This window comes from Yunchengibacter salinarum, from assembly GCF_037658235.1.
Taxonomy (GTDB): Bacteria; Pseudomonadota; Alphaproteobacteria; order Sphingomonadales; family Kordiimonadaceae; genus Yunchengibacter; species Yunchengibacter salinarum.
This window is the reverse complement of record NZ_JBBJLN010000005.1, coordinates 100,610-119,784: the sequence shown is the minus strand read 5'-3', so window position 1 is coordinate 119,784 and position 19,175 is coordinate 100,610. Positions and strand designations below refer to the sequence as shown.

18 protein-coding genes are annotated in these 19,175 nt (G+C 66.8%); 6 read left to right on the top strand and 12 right to left on the bottom strand.

Annotated elements, in window-relative coordinates; translation table 11 throughout:
- Positions 1-36: 36 nt before the first annotated feature.
- The 3 genes from WGH93_RS07005 (at position 37) to WGH93_RS06995 (ending at position 3,498) form a co-directional block, all read left to right on the top strand.
- Complete coding sequence (locus WGH93_RS07005) at positions 37-1,431, top strand: amidohydrolase (RefSeq protein WP_374764153.1); 1,395 nt, start codon at positions 37-39, stop codon at positions 1,429-1,431.
- The gene (locus WGH93_RS07000) at positions 1,428-2,813 is read left to right on the top strand and encodes an amidohydrolase family protein (RefSeq protein ID WP_374764152.1); all 1,386 of its coding nucleotides are present in this window, start codon (positions 1,428-1,430) and stop codon (positions 2,811-2,813) included. The genes WGH93_RS07005 and WGH93_RS07000 overlap by 4 nt, the downstream gene beginning before the upstream one ends.
- Positions 2,814-2,907: 94 nt before the next feature.
- Positions 2,908-3,498 carry a GNAT family N-acetyltransferase gene (locus tag WGH93_RS06995; protein ID WP_374764151.1) on the top strand — a complete coding sequence of 197 codons (591 nt, stop codon included), beginning with the start codon at positions 2,908-2,910 and terminating at the stop codon, positions 3,496-3,498.
- Here WGH93_RS06995 and WGH93_RS06990 read toward each other — a convergent pair.
- The 12 genes from WGH93_RS06990 to WGH93_RS06935 all read right to left on the bottom strand — a co-directional run bounded on the left by WGH93_RS06990 (position 3,489) and on the right by WGH93_RS06935 (position 16,223).
- Complete coding sequence (locus WGH93_RS06990; protein ID WP_374764150.1) at positions 3,489-4,010, bottom strand: PAS domain-containing protein; 522 nt, start codon at positions 4,008-4,010, stop codon at positions 3,489-3,491. The two genes, WGH93_RS06995 and WGH93_RS06990, sit on opposite strands and share 10 nt — an antisense overlap.
- A gap of 64 nt (positions 4,011-4,074) precedes the next feature.
- Complete coding sequence (locus tag WGH93_RS06985) at positions 4,075-5,544, bottom strand: mechanosensitive ion channel family protein (protein WP_374764149.1); 1,470 nt, start codon at positions 5,542-5,544, stop codon at positions 4,075-4,077.
- 10 nt (positions 5,545-5,554) lie between these two features.
- Positions 5,555-6,532: a hydrogen peroxide-inducible genes activator gene (locus WGH93_RS06980; protein WP_374764148.1), complete on the bottom strand. Its 978-nt coding sequence runs from the start codon at positions 6,530-6,532 to the stop codon at positions 5,555-5,557.
- Positions 6,533-6,861: 329 nt separating this feature from the next.
- Positions 6,862-7,833 (bottom strand): type II secretion system F family protein, encoded by a 972-nt coding sequence (locus WGH93_RS06975; RefSeq protein WP_374764147.1) that lies wholly within the window; start codon positions 7,831-7,833, stop codon positions 6,862-6,864.
- Positions 7,834-7,876: 43 nt separating this feature from the next.
- Entirely contained in the window at positions 7,877-8,875 is a 999-nt protein-coding gene (locus WGH93_RS06970) for a type II secretion system F family protein (protein WP_374764146.1), read from the bottom strand.
- Complete coding sequence (locus tag WGH93_RS06965; protein WP_374764145.1) at positions 8,872-10,638, bottom strand: TadA family conjugal transfer-associated ATPase; 1,767 nt, start codon at positions 10,636-10,638, stop codon at positions 8,872-8,874. The genes WGH93_RS06970 and WGH93_RS06965 overlap by 4 nt, the downstream gene beginning before the upstream one ends.
- Positions 10,635-11,954, bottom strand: coding sequence for a CpaE/TadZ family protein (locus tag WGH93_RS06960; RefSeq protein ID WP_374764144.1), 1,320 nt, complete (start codon positions 11,952-11,954; stop codon positions 10,635-10,637). The genes WGH93_RS06965 and WGH93_RS06960 overlap by 4 nt, the downstream gene beginning before the upstream one ends.
- 11 nt (positions 11,955-11,965) lie before the next feature.
- Positions 11,966-12,697, bottom strand: coding sequence for a CpaD family pilus assembly lipoprotein (locus tag WGH93_RS06955; RefSeq protein ID WP_374764143.1), 732 nt, complete (start codon positions 12,695-12,697; stop codon positions 11,966-11,968).
- Positions 12,694-14,157: a type II and III secretion system protein family protein gene (locus tag WGH93_RS06950; RefSeq protein WP_374764142.1), complete on the bottom strand. Its 1,464-nt coding sequence runs from the start codon at positions 14,155-14,157 to the stop codon at positions 12,694-12,696. The genes WGH93_RS06955 and WGH93_RS06950 overlap by 4 nt, the downstream gene beginning before the upstream one ends.
- Positions 14,154-15,152 carry a Flp pilus assembly protein CpaB gene (gene cpaB / locus WGH93_RS06945; RefSeq protein WP_374764141.1) on the bottom strand — a complete coding sequence of 333 codons (999 nt, stop codon included), beginning with the start codon at positions 15,150-15,152 and terminating at the stop codon, positions 14,154-14,156. Before cpaB ends, WGH93_RS06950 begins: the two co-directional genes overlap by 4 nt.
- Positions 15,153-15,251: 99 nt before the next feature.
- Complete coding sequence (locus WGH93_RS06940) at positions 15,252-15,806, bottom strand: A24 family peptidase (RefSeq protein WP_374764140.1); 555 nt, start codon at positions 15,804-15,806, stop codon at positions 15,252-15,254.
- Between the two features lie 195 nt (positions 15,807-16,001).
- A complete protein-coding gene (locus WGH93_RS06935) occupies positions 16,002-16,223 on the bottom strand; it encodes a Flp family type IVb pilin (RefSeq protein WP_374764139.1) in 222 nt (73 codons plus the stop codon).
- Between the two features lie 324 nt (positions 16,224-16,547).
- On the opposite strand from WGH93_RS06935, the gene WGH93_RS06930 reads away from it, so the two are divergent.
- The 3 genes from WGH93_RS06930 (at position 16,548) to WGH93_RS06920 (ending at position 19,161) form a co-directional block, all read left to right on the top strand.
- Complete coding sequence (locus WGH93_RS06930) at positions 16,548-17,864, top strand: pilus assembly protein TadG-related protein (RefSeq protein WP_374764138.1); 1,317 nt, start codon at positions 16,548-16,550, stop codon at positions 17,862-17,864.
- 13 nt (positions 17,865-17,877) lie between these two features.
- Complete coding sequence (locus WGH93_RS06925; RefSeq protein WP_374764137.1) at positions 17,878-18,393, top strand: TadE/TadG family type IV pilus assembly protein; 516 nt, start codon at positions 17,878-17,880, stop codon at positions 18,391-18,393.
- A gap of 372 nt (positions 18,394-18,765) precedes the next feature.
- Entirely contained in the window at positions 18,766-19,161 is a 396-nt protein-coding gene (locus tag WGH93_RS06920) for a TadE family protein (RefSeq protein ID WP_374764136.1), read from the top strand.
- Positions 19,162-19,175 lie beyond the last annotated feature (14 nt).

Here is a 19,175-nt window from a genome sequence, read left to right as displayed (position 1 = left end):
GTGATAACATGCAGAGGAACTGGCCGTCGCGGCCCAATGGCGGCGGCCCTTCTGATTGCAGCCGGTGTGCTGGCATGGGGGCCGACCGGTGCGTCGGTTGCCGAACCGGTGAGCATTGATCGCAACCCGTTCCCGTCCAGCTATACGCCGCTGGACAGCGAACCCACCCTTATTCGCGGCGCCACCGTGCTGGATGGCAAGGGCGGTCGGCTGGACAATGCCGACGTGCTGATGGTGGACGGCGACGTGAAAGCCGTGGGCCGCAATCTGAAGGCGCCGGATGGCGCCACCGTGATCGACGGTGGCGGCAAGTGGGTCACGCCCGGCATCATCGATGTGCACAGCCATCTGGGGGTGTATCCAAGCCCCGGCACCCAGTCCCATTCCGATGGCAATGAAATCGGCGAACCGGTAACGCCCGACGTGTGGGCCGAGCATTCCAACTGGCCGCAGGACCCCGGCTATGGCCGTGCCGCTGCCGGGGGGATCACGGCGCTGCAATTGCTGCCCGGCTCCGCCAATCTGTTTGGCGGGCGCAGCGTTACGCTGAAGAATGTTCCGGGCCGTGTGGCGCAGGACATGAAGTTTCCCGGCGCGCCTTACGGCCTGAAAATGGCCTGCGGGGAAAATCCCAAGCGGGTTTATGGCACCAAGCGCGGCGAATATATGAGCCGTCCGCATACCCGCATGGGCAATGTGGCGGGATATCGGCAGGCATTTGCCGATGCCGAGCATTATATGCGCCAGTGGGAGAAATACCGCCGCGATGTGAAGGCGGGCAAGGATGTGCTGCCGCCCAAAAGGGATCTGAAGCTGGATACGCTGGCGGGCGTCCTCAAGGGCGATATCAAGGTGCACATGCACTGTTACCGCGCCGATGACATGGGTACCATGCTTGACGTGATGGACGAGTTCGGGGCCCGGATCACCGCTTTCCACCATGCGGTGGACAGCTACAAGATCGCTGACAAGCTGGCCGAAAAAGACGTGTGCTCGGCCATGTGGGCGGACTGGTGGGGCTTCAAGATGGAAGCCTATGACGGCGTGCGGGAAAACATCCCCATGGTCCATGCGGCGGGTGCCTGCGCCATTGTTCATTCCGATAGCGAGGTTGGCATACAGCGGCTCAATCAGGAAGCGGCAAAGGCGCTGGCGGATGGCCGCAAGGCCGGGCTGGATATTTCCAAAGCCGAAGCCTGGACATGGCTTAGCCTGAACCCCGCCAAATCGCTGGGCATCGCGGACCAGACCGGCACGCTGGAGCCCGGCAAGGACGCGGACGTGGTGCTGTGGGACGGCGATCCGTTCAGCACCTATAGCCGTGCGGAGAAAACCTTTGTGGATGGTGCCATCATATTCGATCGCGCCTCCGGCATTGCGCCGGTGAGCGATTTCGAACTGGGCCAGCCCGGCGAGGGAGATGAAAAATGAGCATGAAACAGCAAGCCAATCGTCTTCTCGCCCGCCTTGGGGCGGCCACGCTGGCGCTCGGCCTGGTGGCCGGTGCGGCGTCCGCCGACCGGATCGCCGTGGTGGGGGGCACCGCCTATACCAAGGGCGGTTCCGGCAAGGTGGAAAACGCCACCATTCTGGTCAATGACGGCATCATTGAAAGCGTGGAAAGCGGCGGCGATGTGCCGCCCGGCTACAGCACGGTGGATGCGGACGGCAAATGGGTCACCGTTGGCCTGATGGCGCCGATGACCACGCTGGGCATGGGGGAAGTGTCCCTGTCGGCAGGCATCAATGATGCCCGTGTGAAAAAGGCCGAGTCCCCGCTGGCGCTGGACGCGACCCACGCCATCAACCCGGACAGCACCCTGATCAAGGTGACCCGCATGGAAGGTGTGACCCGTGCGGTTACCGGCTTTGCCGGCACCGGCTCCATGTGGCAGGGGCAGGGCAGCGTGATCACGCTGGGCGATGGCCCCGATCTGGTGGTCAGGCCGCGGGCCTATGTGGGGCTGGATATCAGCGAAGGTGCGGCAAGCGCCGAGGGTGGCAGCCGTGCCGCGCTGTGGCAGAAGCTGATCCACAAGCTGACCACCGCCCGGAAGGCGCGCCGCAAAAAGAGCGGTGATGATGCCACCGAAAAGGCCGATGGCTGTCAGAAATGCCAGAAGATGGGCGAGAAGATGGGCAAGAAAGGTGGCAAGCCCGGCAAGAAGAAAGGCAAGAAAGGCGGCAATGGCCTGAAGGCGGAGAAAGAAGCGCTGGATCGCCTTTTGGCCGGTGAGGTGCCCCTTGTGGTGACCGCCCATCGCGCGTCCGATATCCGCCAGGCGCTGGCGCTGAAATCCCGCTTCGGCCTGAAGGTGATTCTGAAGGATGCCGAGGAAGGCTGGCGCGTGGCCGATGATATCGCCGCCGCCGGGGTGCCCGTGATTCTGGACAGCATGGCCAACCTGCCGTCCAGTTTCGAGACGCTGGGCGCCACGCAGCAGAATGCGGCCCGCCTGCACCGGGCCGGTGTGACCATCGCTTTCCTGTCCGGCGGTGTGGGCGGCAGCCACAACACCCGCCTGCTGCCCCAGTTCGCGGGCAATGCGGTGGCCCACGGTCTGCCCTGGGAAGCGGCGATGGATGCCATGACCGTCAATGTGGCCGAGATGTTCGGCGTGGCGGACAGCTATGGCACGCTGGAGCCGGGCAAGGTGGCCGACATCGTGGTCTGGAACGGTGACCCGATGGAGGTGATGACAAGCCCGGATGCGGTTATGATCGCGGGCAGGAACCTGCCCCTTGAAAGCCGCCAGACCAAGCTGCGCGACCGTTATCTGGAGATCGACCGCAGCCCCGCCTATGACCATTAGGCTTGGCAGCGGGCCAGAGCATCCATAAGCTGTCGGGGCGGGCCGGGAATATCGGCCCGCCCTTTTCTGTCTCAAGCCATGAAGAAGCGGGATCATGACCAGATGGGCCATGGCAACTCTCAGTGCCTTATGGGCAAAAGCCGATCGGGCGCGGCGGGTGGCCCGGCGGCCGATTCGCCTGAGGCCCCTTGGCCCCCGCGATGCGCGCGCCTTTCTGGCCGTGGTGAGCGACAGCGATACGATCCGCAATGCGGCCACCCTTCCCATGCGGCCCGACCTGGCCTGGGCCCGTGCCCGGCTGGCGGAACGGCTGGGCCGCGACCCCGCCATTCACCGGGAATTTGCCGTGATGGCGGGGCGGCGGATGGTGGGTCATGCGCTCTATTTCCTCAATCTCAGGGATGAGCGGGAAATCGGCTACAGCATCCACCCTGACTATCGTGGCCACGGTCTCGCCAGCCGGGTGGTGCCGCTGCTGCTGGCGGAGCTTCAGGCCGCCACCGGGCACAGCGGCCCGGTCACGGCCCTTTATGCGCAGGATAATCCGGCCAGCGGGCGGGTGCTGGAAAAGGCGGGGTTCCGCATTACCGGCGCACATGCCGCGCCCAGCCTTGGCCGGGGCAATGAACTGGTACCGCTCTGGCGGGCGGAAATCGTGCTGCCCGCACAGCCGGATCAGCTATGAACGCGCCCATAGCTGATCACCTGGTCCACCTGGGTACCGCCTTCACGCAGGGTCAGCGGCACATAGGCCACCAGAACGGATTTGTGAAACCGGGCGGATGAGAATGTGCCCATCACGCAGACCGGGGCGCCATCCGTCACCACCATATGCAGGGCGGCCAGCACGCGCTCCCGGATTTCGCGCTCGGAATAGCCGGAAACATAGGTGCCCGCCACTTCGCCATAATCGGTGGCCGTTTCCGTGCCCACCAGCCGGATCAGCGCATCGGCCACGCCGCCATTCTCGATGATGGGCTCGAAGATGGTCATGCCGCTAAGAAACCGGCGAAACCGGCGCGGTGTTACCAGATCCCGGTGCAGAAGCGGCCCCTGCCGGGTTTGCGCGCACAGGTCCAGAAAGGCGTCGCTATGGGGTGACAGGCCGTTCACATCCGCGCCGCGATACAGGGTGCCGCGGGTGTTCAGCAGTGTCTGGGCAAGTTTGTTCAGGCCGGTCGGTCTCTGGGTGGTCACGGTTTCGCCATCCCTTCCGGGCGCCTTTGGGCGCTGCTCCACCTATCATGGCAAACTTGGCGGATCATTGCGAGTCCGTCATGGGTGGTGTGGACGGGTCGGAAGCGCTTTTGGCGATATGGATATCCCGCTGCGGATAGGGAATCTTGATGCCGTGTTCCCGGAACAGATGCCAGATGCGCCGCAACACCACGTCCGCCACATTGGAGACGCCGTTTTCCGGGTCTTCGATCCATATTCTCAACTCGAAATTCACGCTGCTTTCGCCGAATTCCTTCAGCAGGCAGTTCGGGGGCGGGTCGCTCAGCACGCGGGGAACGCCCTCTGCGGCGCTCAGCATCAGCTCCGTGGCCTTGTCTATGTCGCTGTCATAGCTGATCCCGACGGGGATTTTCCGGCGCACTTTCTGATTGGTATAGGACCAGTTGGTCACCGGCTGGGTCACCAGGGTTTCGTTGGGAATCAGGTGTTCCGTGCCGTCGCGGGTGACCACGCTGGTATAGCGGGCGGAAAAGCTGTTCACCCAGCCATAGGTATCGCCCACCTCGATCACGTCACCGGGTTTCAGCGAGCGATCCGACAGCAGGATGAAGCCGCTGACAATGTTGGACACCACCTTTTGCAGGCCGAAGCCCAATCCGACGCCCACGGCCCCGCCCAGAAAGGCCAGCGCCGTCAGGTCGATGCCCACGCTGTTCAGGGCGGTGATGATGGCCGCCGCCACCAGAACGAATTTCAGCGCCTGGCTGACCAGTAGCCGGATGGAGGGGGACAGGTCCCCCATCTGCTCCACCTGCGCCTGAATGATCCGCGCCATGGTCAGCGCCAGCCAGACCAGCGCCACCCCCACCACGACGCCCTTGGTCACGCTGTAAAGCGAGATGCGCCCATCCCCCACCGACATGCCGAAGCCGTCCATGATGGCGATGGTGGGGTCCAGAAGGCGCAGTATGTTGAGGGCCGCGACCAGCCAGACCAGCCCGGCCAGTGCCCGTACCCAGGGCTGGCCGGTCATCAGCCCGCCCAGCAGGCGAATGATGATCCAGGCGCCGATCAGGCTCCACAGGATGCGCAGAACGTCCGGCGTGTGCCCGGCAGCCTGAAACACGGCCCCGGCCAGCAGCACCACGCCGCCCCAGATGATCGGAAATGTCACCGAGCCCAGCGCCTGCCCCAACCGCTCCAGCGGCCATCCCGCCATGGGGGCGTGGCTCAGGGCGCGAAAAGGGCGGCGCACCAGCCGCCGGGCCGGGCCGGCCATGGGCAGGGCGATCAGAAAGCCGATCAGTGCGGCGGTGCCTTCAAGCAGAACGCCCAGGGTGAGTACATGGCTTTGAAGCCAGATCAGAAGGTCGCCCAGGGCCGCCTGCGCCTTGCCGGACAGGCTCTGCCAGTCCAGAAAGGCCAGGTCTTCCTGTCGGCCCGGCAGGTCGCCGCCGTTCCGTGGTCCCGCACCGTCTTCCGGGGTCGCGCCACCGGCCTGCGTGGCGGCGCGCCCCGCATGGCCGGTTTGAAGCGACACTGTTTCGCGCATGGGTTTTTCCTCAGGCGCTCAGCCGTTTGCGGGTGGCCGGGCCGCTTGCGCCGTCTTGCGTGCCAGGGGTTCGGGTTTCGCCGCTCTGGCCCGTGGCGGTCATCACGTCCACGATCACCTTGCCCAGGGCCTCAAAGGTGGGCTGGCGCGGATTGGTGGGCCGCCAGATCAGGCCGATGGTGCGGCTGGGGCTCAGATCGCTGAAGGGGATCGCGTCCACGCCCGCCGTGTCCGCCACGCCCGCATCCACGGCCATGCCGGGCAGCAGGGTTACCCCGGCGCCCGCGCCCACCATGTGGATCAGGGTGTGCAGGCTGGTGCCCGACAGGGTTTCCCGCGCGCCATTGTCCAGCAGGCGGCAGGCGGACAGCGCATGGTCCCGCAGGCAGTGGCCTTCTTCCAGCAGCAGCAGGCGCACATCGCGCAACTGATCGGTGGTCACGCTGTCGCCCGGCGCGCCGCCGCGGGGATAGGCGGCATAGAAGGGGTCTTCAAAAAGCGGCATTTCGGTTACGTCGCCACAGGCATAGGGCAGGGCGAACAACACCGCATCCAGCCGCCCGTCTTTCAGCTTGCGGCACAGATCGGCGGATTTTTCCTCGATCAGGTGCAGTTCCAGATCGGGCAGCGCATCGGCCAGGGCGGGCATGATGCGCGGCAACAGGAAAGGCGCGATGGTGGGGATGACCCCAAGCCGCACAACGCCGCTCAGCGGGTCGCGCGCGGCGGCGGCCATGGCGGTCAGGTCGTCCACATCATTCAGTATGGCGCGGGCGCGGCCCGCCACCTCCTCCCCCAAAGGCGTGAACATCACGGTGCGCCGGGTGCGCTCCACCAGTTCCGCATCCAGCAGGCTTTCCAGTTCCCTGAGCCCGGCGGACAGGGTGCTCTGCGTCACATGGCAGGCTTTGGCCGCGCGGCCAAAATGCAGGCTGTCATGCAGGGCGGTCAGATAGCGCAACTGTTTCAGGGTAGGCGGGTGGTGCATGGGGCATCCTCCGGGGGCGGTCTCTCGTGCCGGTTGCAACGGCCTGTCACGGGGCTGACGCACAGTCTAAACCCTTTTTCATGACAACCCAAGGGGTTAGGCACGCAAGGGGCGGGCCTGTGCCGCAAGGCGCGTGATCGCGTGTGCATGACAATCGGGCGCACAAAAAAAGGCCGGGTTAAAAAACCCGGCCCGAGTCACGACAGCGAGGATAGTGAGGCTGCATAGACAGCCACACCGGAGTGGACGTGAAAAATCACGCCCTCTCGCCCTTAAAGGTTAAGCAGTTTTGCCGCGGGCGGTCAAGAAAACTCTTAACATGGCGGGGGTCACATCCCCACCAGATCGTCTGAAATCCGGCAGGTGGCCGGGCCCAGCAGCACGATGAACAGGGTCGGCAGGATGAACACGATCAGCGGCACGGTCAAGGTGGCGGGCAGGCGCGCGGCCTTTTCCTCCGCCGCCATCAGCCGGTCATTGCGGAATTCGGCGGCCAGCACCCTGAGGGCGGCGGCCAGCGGTGTGCCATAGCGCTCACTTTGTATCAGGGTGGTGACAACGCCCCTCAGCGCGGGCAGGTCCACCCGTGTCATCAGATTGGTCAGCGCCTGGCGCCGATCCGGCAGAAAGCCCAGTTCTATGGCGGTCAGCTCGAATTCTTCCGACAGGTCGGGCGCGGCGGGTTTCATCTCCCGCGCGACGCGACCAAGGGCCGCATCCAGCGTCAGCCCGCTTTCCGCGCAGACCACCAGCAGATCCAGCGCATCGGGCAGGCTGTTGCCGATCGCTTCATGGCGCTTGCGGCGCCGGTTTTCCACCATCAGGTCGGGCAGCTTGAACCCCAGCAGCACGAAAGTCGCCGCGATCAGGGGATGCCAGGTTTTCAGCCCCGGCAGGATGCCCACGCCTTTGAGCAGCACCAGCGCCACCAGCCCCAGCACCAGCGGCCCCGCCAGCCGCGAGACCTGATAGATCACCAGCGCATCCCGGCTGCGCCAGCCCGCGGCGGCCAGCTTGTCCGTCAGTGTGCGGGTTTCCCGCGATTGCAGCAGTTTCAGTTTGTGGGCGATCGCCCGCATCAGCGACACGCCGTCCACCCGCTTCACCGAGCTTTTGCGGCGCGTGGGGCGGCTCAGCCCCTGAATCAGGGCCTGGCGGCGTTCGTTCAGGGTGCGCAGGCGGCCCCGCATGGGGTCGCGCAGCAACAGGCTGTTATAGACGGCCACCATCAGAAGAAAGGCGGCGCCCCCGCTCATCCATGCCAGAAGATCGATCCATGTCAGGCCAAGGGGTGCGTCCATTGGTCCCTCCTGTTTGCTGTTCCCGCTGGCAGCCCGCCCCCGATCATTGCTCGAAAGCGATCATCTTGCGCATTACCAGCACACCCAGAATCATCCATATCAGCCCCCCCACCGCCGCCACCACGCCGCGCGGATCGGTGAACAGCACCATGCCATAGCCGGGGTTGAGCATCAGGATCAGCGCCAGCATGATGAAGGGCAGGGCCCCCACAATGGCGGCGCTGGCCTTGGCTTCCGATGCCATGGCCCGGATTTTCAGCTTCATGGACCGGCGCTGGCGCACGATGGTGGCCAGATTGGCCAGTGTTTCGGCCAGATTGCCGCCGGTTTCCCGCTGCACCACCACGGCAATGACGAAAAACCGGAAGTCGGCCAGATCCACCCGCTCGGCGGCGGCCCACAGCGCCTGTTCCAGCGTATTGCCCAGGGCCATGCTGTCGCGGATGGCGCGAAACTCGCCCGCCAGCGGATCGCCGATCTCGGCGGCCACATTGGCCAGCCCCTCGTTCACCGGCAGGCCGGATTTCAGGCCACGCACGATCAGTTCGATGGCATCGGGAAACTGGTTCGCCAGCCGCGCCCGCCGTCGCCGGGCCAGCCAGCCCAGTGCCAGATGGGGCAGCCCGATGCCGCCCAGCAGAGCCACGCTCAGCGCCAGCATCCCCGGCAGGCCGATCAATAACAGAACCAGCAGCAGGCCCAGAAACAGCCCGCCAACGCCCTGCATATAGCGCCCCACCGACAGGTGCAGGCCCGCCCGGTCCAGCCGGGCGCGTTGCTGCCGCCGGTGTGGCAGCCAGCGCGCCAGGGCGCCGGCGAGCCCGCTGCCGCCGCCAGCCTCAGGGCCTGACCGGCGGATGGTGCGCACCTGGTCGGGGCGGGCGGCGGTGCGGCCATGGCGGCTTACCAGCCGGGCCAGTCGCGCCCGCGCGGCCCGGCGGCGGCGCCAAGCGGGAAGCAGCAGGGCCCGGCCCAGCACCGCCAGCACGATCAGGCCCAGCAGCAGGGCCAGCAACAGGGTCAGGGTGGCGCTCTGGCTCATGGGTGCCCATCCTTCACGGCGCGCGTTTCCGTCATGGTTTCCATGAGCGCCTTCTCCAGCCCGAAATAATGCGCCTTCTCGATGGCATGGGGGCGCACGCCGGTGGCTTCGAAATGGCCCTTCAGGCGGCCACTTTCGTCCTCGCCGTCATAGACGAAGCGGAACAGGTCCTGTGTGGTGATCACGTCCCCTTCCATGCCCACCACTTCGGTAACGGCCAGAGCCCGGCGGCTGCCGTCCCGCAGGCGCTGCACCTGCACGATCACATCCAGCGACGAGGCGATCTGTTCCCGGATCGCCCTGGCAGGCAGATTGAGCCCGGCCATGTTCACCATGTTTTCCAGCCGGGTCAGCGCCTCACGCGGGCTGTTGGCGTGGATCGTGCCCATGGAGCCGTCATGGCCGGTGTTCATGGCCTGCAACATGTCGATGGCCTCGCCGCCCCGGATTTCGCCCACAATGATCCGGTCGGGCCGCATTCTCAGCGCATTCTTCACCAGGTCGCGGATGGTTACCTCGCCGGTGCCTTCCAGATTGGGCGGGCGGGTTTCCAGCCGCACCACATGGGGCTGCTGAAGTTGCAGTTCCGCCGCATCCTCGATGGTGACCACCCGCTCGCCGCTGCTGATCTGGCGCGACAGGGCATTGAGCATGGTGGTCTTGCCCGACCCGGTGCCGCCGGAAATCAGGATGTTCAGCCGACAGGCTCCCAGGATTTTCAGCAGCTTGCCAAGCGTGGGGGACAGGCTGCCATAGCTCACCATCTTGTCGATGGTCAGCTTGTCCTGCGCGAATTTGCGAATGGAGATGGAAGCCCCGTCGATCGCCAGTGGCGGCGCGATCACATTCACCCGGCTGCCATCGGGCAGGCGGGCATCGCACACGGGGGAGCTTTCATCGATGCGGCGGCCCACGGCGGTCACGATGCGCTGGGCGATGTTCATCAGGTGCCGGTTGTCGCGGAAGGTCACGCCGGTCAGTTCCAGCTTGCCGCGCCGCTCCACATAGACCTGCTCCGGCCCGTTGACCATGATGTCGGATATGCTTTCATCGGCCAGCAGCGGCTCCAGCGGGCCAAGCCCCAGCATGTCATCCATCAGCAGGCGCACAAGGCGGCGCTGCTCGGCCATGTTCAGGGTGATCCGTTCCTGCGCCAGCAGGTCGCCCACCACGTCGCTCACCTGATCGGACAGGCTGTCCCGGTCCAGTTCCGCCGCCACGCCGGGGTCGATATGGTCCATCAAAAGGGGCTGTATGCGTTCCTTGGCGGCGATGACGGCGGGGCTGGCGTCGTCGGTGTCCGGCGCCGCATTGGTGGGCGCCGTGCTGAGCGGGTCCGCGCCCACCGGCCCCACCATTTCCTCAAGCCGATTGAACAGATAGGTGGCCAGTTCCCGGCGCTCCGGTTCGCTGGGAGCGGGCGGCGTATCGGGGCTGTCCGCTTCTTCCGCCAGCAGGTCCGCGATCAGGCCCTCCACCCTGGCGGTCAGGGTCGTCTTGTCGCCGCTACGCAGGGTTTCCGCCACCATCAGGCGGGCGAGCCGGGGTTCGGCCAGCACCGCCAGCCGCTCCACGGGGCTGGTGTCCGGGGTGGCGCCGGTCACGGATGCGGCGGGCGCCGGGGCTTCGGTCGCCATATCGGTCGGCGTGGCCGAGGGGGCGGGCGTGGCCGTGTCGGTCGCCGGGGGCGTGGGGCGGCTGGCGCGCAGCCGCGCGGCTTTCAGGCCGCCGGAATGATGGGTGGGGGCGGTGCGTGCCGTCATGCCGACCCCCCATCCGCCGCATCCAGGCCGAACGCCGCCTTGATTCGCCCCATCAGCCCGCCCTGCGGGGCGGGGTCCGGCGCGCTCACCCGGCCCAGCAGCAGATCCGCAAGGTCCAGACAGGCCAGTGCCGCGGCGCTGTCCGGGGCGGCTGCGGCCACCACCGTGCCCGCTTCCGTCGCGGCCTGATGGGCGGCGGGGTCTTCCGGCATGGCCAGGCTAACCGGCAGGGGTGCGGAAGCGTCGAAATCCGCCTCCGACACGTCCGGCTGGCTCAGCCCGTCGCGGCCCAGCACCAGGTGCAGCCGGGCATCGGGGGCCTGATCCTCCAGAAAGGCGACCAGCCGGATCACGTCGCGCACGCTGGCCAGGCTCTGGTCGGCCACCAGCACCACATCGCTGAACAGCGCCGCCAGACCCGGCAGGCACAGATGGTCGCGCGGCAGGTCGGTGACCAGATGGCTGAAATGCTCGCCCAGCCCGTCCACCACGCGGGTGACCGTATCCGGGTCCATCACGCCCACGCTGCCGGGGGCCGCCTCGCAGCCCAGCACGGACAGCTTGTCCGTGGGCTTGACGGCGGCCCGATCCAGAAACAGCCCGTCGATCCGGTCGGGCGCGCCCAGCGCATCCGCCAGCCCCCGGCCCGGTTCCAGATCAAAGGAAAGCGCGGCGGTCCCGAAGCTGAGGTCCAGGTCTATCAAGGCGGTGTGGTGCCCGTCCTCGGCCAGCGTCCAGGCAGTATTGGCAGCGATACTGCTGGCGCCGAGACCGCCGCGCACCCCCACAACGGCCACATGAAGGCCGTTCTCTCCTGCGGGGGATGCCGGTGTGCCCGAAGCGGCGCGGGTCAGGGCCTCGTCCGCCAGTTCAAGGGCATCATCCAGAAGCGATGCGGGCAGCGTGCCATCAGGCGCCCGCACCAGATAATCCAGCACGCCCGCCCGCATCAGTTCGCGGTAGAGCGTGGCATCATTGGCGGCTCCCACAGCCACCACCAGAACATCATCGGGGATCACATCCGCCAGATCCGCCAGCGCCAGCATGGGGTCGGCGCTGTTGGAAATGTCCACGAACAGCACGTGCGGAAAGCTGCCCTGCCGGGGCATCTGTTCCACCGCGTCGGCCACGCCGCCCGCCCGCAACCAGTCGGTGGGCCAGAACCGCGCCGTCAGCGCGCTGGCCAGGCGGTCCCGCGTGGTGCCGTCATGCAGATAGGCCGCCACAACCGCCGCCGGGGTGCGGGGTTTCCGGCCCGGCTGTGTGGCGTCGGGCGGCGTCATGCCAGGCTGTGTGATGGATGTATCATCCGGCATGGCTCCTCTCCTTATTGCCGACCGCCGCCACCGGCGGCGCCCAGAATGGCCTGAAGCCCCTTCAGCGCGGGCGAGGCGGCGCTACCCCCGCCCTTGGCCCGCATCCGGTCGAATGTGCGGTGGATCGCACCAACCGGGGCATCGGCGGTGCCTTTCCCGGTATGGCCGCCCTTCAGGTCGCGGGGATTGGCGATCATGGCGCCCAGCGTGGCGGTGGTGGCGCAGCCATAGGTCAGGCTCGCCGTATTGCGGGTGTCGCCATAATGTTCCCGCGGCCAGCGGCCACAGGCGGGGCGTTTGACGCGCACGGTTTCCAGCACCAGCGTAAGCGGCGCGCTTTCAGTTCCGTCCGTGGCCGCGCCGAGAAAGTCGAGCCCCTGTTCGGCGCTCCATTGCTTCAGGGCCTGTGCCACGGGCATCCGCGCCCTGGTCATGGCGGTCAGATACACCTGATCACCGGGCCGCGCGCCGCTGCTGGCCAGGAACTGCCGCAGGCGCCGGTCCAGCGCCGGGCTGATTTTGTCTCCGGCCAGGGCGTCCGCGTCGCTGTCGTTGGCGGGGCTGACCGGCAGGCTGTGGCGCTGCTCTTCCAGGCTCAGGCTGTACCCGCCCGACATGGGCGGCGCCGGACGGTCCCGGCCCGCGGTCTGGCAAGCGGTCAGCGCCATCGCCAACAGGCCGAGGCCGACAAGTCGCGCCCCTGTGGCGGGTCGCCGGGCATGGGGGAAAGACATGGCGGTCATGGTCGGTCTCCTGTGGTCCGTTCTTCGGCACCGGACGGCGATGCAGCCGCATCCCGCCGCCTTGGGGGCGGGGCCTTGCCGGGATGGGAATCGGCCCCGCCCGGTGCCCATTGATCGTTGCGGATCAGGCGCTCGGCATCCGTGGGGGCCAGATAATTGTCCGTGGGCAGGCTGACATTCTGCGGCGCCGTGGGCCGCACCAGATAGGGGGTGACCACGATCAGCAGTTCCGTTTCCTCGCGCCGGAAACTCTCCGAACGGAAAAGCGCGCCCAGAATGGGAATGTCGCCCAGGCCGGGCAGGCGGCTGTTGTCCTGCGTGATGGAATTTTCCAGCAGCCCGGCAATGGCGAAGCTCTGGCCGCTGCCCAGTTCCACGGTGGTTTCCGCCCGCCGTGTGGTGATGGATGGCAGGCTGATGCCCTGAATGCGGATGGCGCCCGCCTCGGACAGGTCCGACACCTCCGGCTTGACGCGCATGGAAATGCGCCCGCTGTCCAGCACGGTGGGCGCGAAGGACAAGGATACGCCAAAGGGGCGATATTCGATGCCGATGCCGTTTTCATCGGGCACCGGAACGGGAAATTCCCCGCCCGCCAGGAAATTGGCGCTTTCGCCGGTCAGGGCGGTCAGATTGGGTTCCGCCAGAACGGTCAGCAGACCTTCCTGGTCCAGTGCGTCAATGGCGGCATTCAGGTCCAGATCGCCGGTGGTGATGCCGGTGAACAGGCTGGTGGCCTGATCGCCGGGCCCGAAAAAGCTGCCCAGGTCGCCGCCAAAGGACCGCCCGCGCGCAATGCCCACCTGAACATCGCCGCCGAACAGGCCGCCCTGCCAGTTGAAGCCCAGTTCCTTCAGTACCACGCGGGATACTTCCGCGATCCGCACGCGCAGCGATACCTGAGTGGGCTGGGCTATGCTGATCTGGTTCAACAGCGTGTCCGTGCCGGTCACCTGGCGCACCACGCGCTCCGCCATGGCGGCCTGTACCGGGCTTTCCACCCGGCCACTCAGCATCAGCATATTGCCAAGCGCGGTGACCGATACCGGCAGGTCCGGCAGGGTCTGTTCAAGCGCGCGGCGCACCGCTTTCAGCGGCGGGGTCACGCGCACGGTGGTGCCGAAGATCACCTGATCCTGATCGTCCAGCGCGTAAAAGCTGGTCTCGCCCTGTTTCTGCGCGAACACATAGACCACGCGGGGGGATTTCACCTGCACATCCGCGATGTCCGCATTGGCGATGAAAACCTCGCTGGCGGGCCGGTCCAGCCGCACCAGCACGCCGCTTCCCATGGACAGGGACAGCGCCTGATCGCCCGGTGTGACCAGATCGGCGCCGGGGGCGGCCTTGCTGGCCGGGCTGGCCAGCAGCAGGGTGACCAGCAGCAGGCCGACCAACAGGCCCAAGAGCGCGCCCGGCGCCGTGCGGGGCCGGGGCAGGTGCATGATCCGGCGGGTCATTGCCGCCCCCCGGTGTTGACGGTTTCGCGCCGGGCGCCGCGCGTGACGGTCACTTTCGGCCCGCCTTTCCCGGTATCACCCAGGCGGCCCACCACGCCGGTCACTTCCGCGTCCAGCGTGCGGGACAGGGTGCGGCCCACCGGGCGCGGCTCGGCGTCTTCGGCCAGCGCGCGGGGGGACCGTTCCAGCCCGCGCAGTGCCAGCGCCAGCGTGCCCATTTCGTCCAGCATGGCCACTTTTTCCGCCATCTTGGGGGTGACCTCGATGGTGGCGGTTTCGGCGGGGGCAACGGTTTCCTCGTCCTTCATGCTGCGCTGGTCCAGCGCCAGCACGCGCACATTCTGCAACACCGTTTCCGACAGGGTGCGGTTGCGTTCCTTCAGGTCTTTCATGCGGCGGGTCAGGATCACGTCCACCCGGTCGCCGGGGAAAATGAAGCCGCCCACGCCGGATACCGCCGACAGACGCACCGTCACGGCGCGCATGTCCGGCTTCAGGGCGGCGGCCAGAAAGCCGCGCTCCCCCGGCTCCACCAGCGCCGCGCGGGTGACGGGGCTGCCTTCGGTCAAGCGGGTGCGCACCACGCGGCCCGCCAGTTCGCCAACCACCCTGTCCGCCGCGCTGGCGGGGCCGGTGCCGCGGGCCTGGCGCTGAATATAAGCGTCGTTGATGCCGCTTTCCGGCCAGGTCTGCCAGCTTGTGTCTTCCGGCTGAACAAGGTGCCCTTCAGGCAGGTCGCGGGCCGCCACCAGAATTTGCCGAGTCACGGGGGCGCGGGCCTGCTGCGCCGGGGCGGACTGGCGCGCCGGTTGATCCAGCGCGGCGCGCACCAGCACCACCACGGTCAGGCTCAGGGTCGCCGCCAGCCCCCATAGCACAAGGGTGCGGCGGCGCCGGTTGCCCGGTCCACGCCGCATCTGCCGGGCGGGGCGTGTGCGCCCGTTGGAGCTTGTCCGCGCCTTGGGTCGGGCTTTGGGTCGATCCAGAGTCGTCATGGCTGCCACTTTCTCCCGCTTTGGCCCACACCGGCCAATGACGGGATGATGCACCCCTCATGCGGGGTGCGGGTTCGTGGAAAGGGACAGACGGCGCGCCTAAAACGCGCTCTCCGCCGCCATGCGCGCCAGAACCCAAAGGCCCCCGGCGCTTATGGCGACCCCATAGGGCAGCGTGACGGTTGCGGGGGGTGCCTCTGCCATGGCGGCGGATTGCCGCCGGGCGATCAGGCGTGTCCCCATCATGCCGGCGGCGAGAAGGCCACCGGCGAGTGCCGTCATGATCAGGAAGGGGGGAAGGGCCGCGGGGCCGATGAAGAGCGCCAGCGCGCTCAGCAGTTTCACGTCACCGCCACCCATCAGACCGGCCCGGAACAGGCCCAGACCAGCCAGAAATACGCCGAGCCCGGTAAGAGCGGGCCACACCACCGCGGAGAGAGCGGGGGCGCCGGCCATCATCATCAGAGCCAGGCGAAAAACGGCAAGACCTGTCACAGCCGCCACCAGACGGTTCGGGATGCGGCGCGCGGCCACATCCTGTATCGCCGCCGTCACCAGAAGACCGGCCACCAGCGCCATCAGGGCCAGATCGGCCTGACGGGCAAGGCTTTCCATCTCCGGCACGGGAAGCTGTTCCAACAGAGGATGTCTCACCGCAAGACCCTCCTTCACAATGCCCGCAAGGACATGCTGCCATCAGGGAACCGGGGGAGCGCCACAACCCGACGGGGATGCGCGCGCGCCCGGCATTGTCCCATGTGCGATCAGGCGCCCTTGGGCGCATGATCCGCGCGCTCAGGCGGCACCGGCCGCGCCCCTGCCAAGGGCGCCGGGCCGCCGGGCCGGGTGTCAGGCGCCTTCTTCGCCGCCTTCTTCGCCGCCGTCACCGATCTGTTCGGTCAGCGTGGTGCCGGTATCAGTGAACATCTGGCTGAGCGAACCGCCAAGGGTTTCCAGCGCCGTGATCAGCGCGATGGCCACCAGGGCGGCGATCAGGCCGTATTCGATGGCGGTGGCCCCGCGCTCGTCACGGTGGGCGGATGTGATCAGTTTGGTGAGCTTCGTAAGCATTGTTTGTCTCCAGCTGCCATTTGAGTTGCCAACACCCGATATATCGCAGGTGCAAGTAAACAGGATGTAAATTTTTTGGCTTTTAGCAAGATTTTTCGATTCCAATTTGAAGTATTGATTGATTAAAAATGATTATATAATTTAAAATTCAGTTTAATAAAATTTTATAAATTAAAAGTATTCGATCTATTTGGGCGATAATTACTATGGCCGTATAATGGCACCCGATGCCCGGCGGGTGTGGCAGCACGCACCGGGCGGATGGGTCCGCCAAGGATGTGGCAGCAGCCGGGCCGGGCCATTGGCAATGGAATGTGGCAGCATATGAACAGCCTTCTTGAGCGCCCGCTTGCTCTGGCGGCGGGCCGGATCAAAGCGTTTCGCGGTTTGCTGGCCCGCCTTGGCCGGGATCAGGGCGGCGCGGTGGTGGTGATCACCGGGCTCGCCATGCCGGTTCTGGTGGGGGCGGCGGGTCTCAGCATGGACGTGGCCGCCTGGTACATGGTGGACCGGCGCCTTCAGGGGGCCGCCGACAGCGCCGCGATGGAAGCCGCCCATCTGGCCATTGCGGGGGCGGATATCGACTCCGGCGTGGCGCAATTCCTGTCTGACAACAACCTGCTGGACAGCCGCACAAGCCTGTCGGTGAACGTGCCGCCGCGCTTTGGTGCCCATCAGGGTGTGGACAATCATTATGAGGTGCGCCTGACCCGCCCCGCCCCGCTGTATTTCACCGCCGTTCTGGGCGACATGTTCGGCTGGACCGACTCGGTCAATGCCGATGGCCGGGGCGTGTCCGCGCGCCTTGGTCTGGGCGATCAGTGCGTGGTGGCCCTGGACACGCGGGAAGAAGGGGCGATCTTCCTGTCCGGCAATGCGGATGTGTCCGCCAGTTGCGGTGTGGCGTCCAACAGCAGCAATGATCTGTCCATCCTGCTGTTCGGCAGCGCGCGCCTGCGGGCGGAAACCGTGCGCTCGGTGGGCGGGATTCGCGCCTTTGGCGGTGGCGGTATCGAATCGGAAAATCCCGTGCAGCCGTTCAGCGGGCGATCCGGCAATCCGTTCGCATCCGTTCCGATTCCGTCGGATGACGGCTGCGACTTTTCCGGCGGCACCTTCAAGGACGGTGAGACCCTGACCCCTGGCCGCTATTGTGGCGGCCTGGATTTCAAGGGCCCCGTATCGCTGGAACCCGGCCTTTACGTGGTGGATGGCGGCGATCTGACGGCCAATGCCAAGGCCGCCGTGACGGGGGAGGGGGTCACCTTTCTGCTGACCGGCGACACGCCGGAAGACGTGGGCACGGTAACGGTGAACGGGAAGGCGGATCTTGCATTTTCCGCGCCGGACACCGGCCCCTGGCGGGGCCTTGCCATCATGCAGGACCCGAAAGCCCCCTATCGGGAAACCCGGTCCCGTTTCAATGGCGGTTCGGGCAACCGGATCAAGGGGGCGCTGTATTTCCCGTCCGGCGATCTGCGTTTCGCGGGCGGTAGTACGGCCAGCGATGGCTGCCTGCGGATTTTCGCCGCCACGGTCACGTTCACTGGCGGCAGCACCATCGGCAATGACCCGGATACCTGCGAGTCGCTGGGCCTCAAGGATGCGGCGCCCAGTTATGCGGTCTATCTGGTGGAATAGAGGAGAGGCGCCCATGATCCGTCGAACCGTTTCCCGTATGCGCACCGGGTTTCAACGCGCCCTTGGCCGCCTCACCGGCGCCGAGGAGGGCAGCGTGGCGGTGGAAACCGCCCTTGTGACGACCGTTTTGCTGGTCATGGCGGTGGGGGCGCTGGATTTCGGCCTGGCGTTCAGCCGCCGCATGGCGCTGTCGGAGGCGGTGCGCGCCGGGGCCGATTATGCGGTGATGGCGCCGCCAATGGGGGGTGACATGGCGCCCGTGGTTGCGGCCACCCGGCAGGCGGCACCGGACGGGGCGGGGGCCGAGACCCGCGCGGTGGATGTGGCGCTGTTCTGTACCTGTCCCGGTGAAGCCGGGCGCCATGACTGCATCATCGGGGCGGGGGCCACGCCCACCTGCGCGGCGGGCACGTTGCGCAATGTGTATGTGCGGGTCTCCGCCACCGAGTCGCACCCGCTTCTGGTGGGCCTTCCCGGCCTTCCTGAACGGGTGGCACTGGGCGCCGAAACCGTGCGCCGGATCAATTAGAAGGGCGGGGTAAGCATGAGCGGCCTGAAAACAGAACCATCGACGGGAGTGCAACAGCCGCGTGCCGCCCCTCCGCCCATCCACAGACCCATCCCACGGGCGCGACCGCGCCCCGCCGCAAGTGCGGCGCCCTCGCGGAGCCTTAGCGCGAAGCGCTCAGGCGTGAGCGATGAACAAAGCGCGCGACTGTGCCCCGCAGTCAGTGCCACCCCTCCGCGCAAACACAGACCCATCCGACGGGCGCGACCGCGCCCCGCCGCAAGTGCGGCGCCCTCGCGGAGCCTTAGCGCGAAGCGCTCAGGCGTGAGCGGTCAACAACGCGCGCGATCGCGCCCCCCGGCGCGGAGCGTGCGCGAAGCCGAGGACGGTGCGATGGCGGTGGAGACCGCGCTTGGCCTGCCGGTTTTTCTGACCCTTCTGGCGGTGATCATCGAACTGGGGCGGCTGGGCTTCGCGCTGGCCACGCTGGACCGGGCGGCGGCGGAGGCCGGGCGGCTGGTGTCGCTCAGGCCGGCCATCACCCAAAGCGCCCTGACCGAGCGGGTCGCCAGCGACCTGACCCTGCTGGACCGGTCGGCACTGGGCGCCGTGACGCTGGATGGCCCCACCGTCATGCCCGATTCGGGTGTGAAACGCTTTACGCTCAGCCTGGAATACAGCTATCGTCCCTTATTGCCGCTGGGTCTTCTGGCGCCGGAAGGGGAAGGTCTCACTTTCGGTCTCACAGGGCGGGCCAGCGGCTATGTGGTTGCTCCGCCCGGCAGTTGACGGGCCGGGCGCCC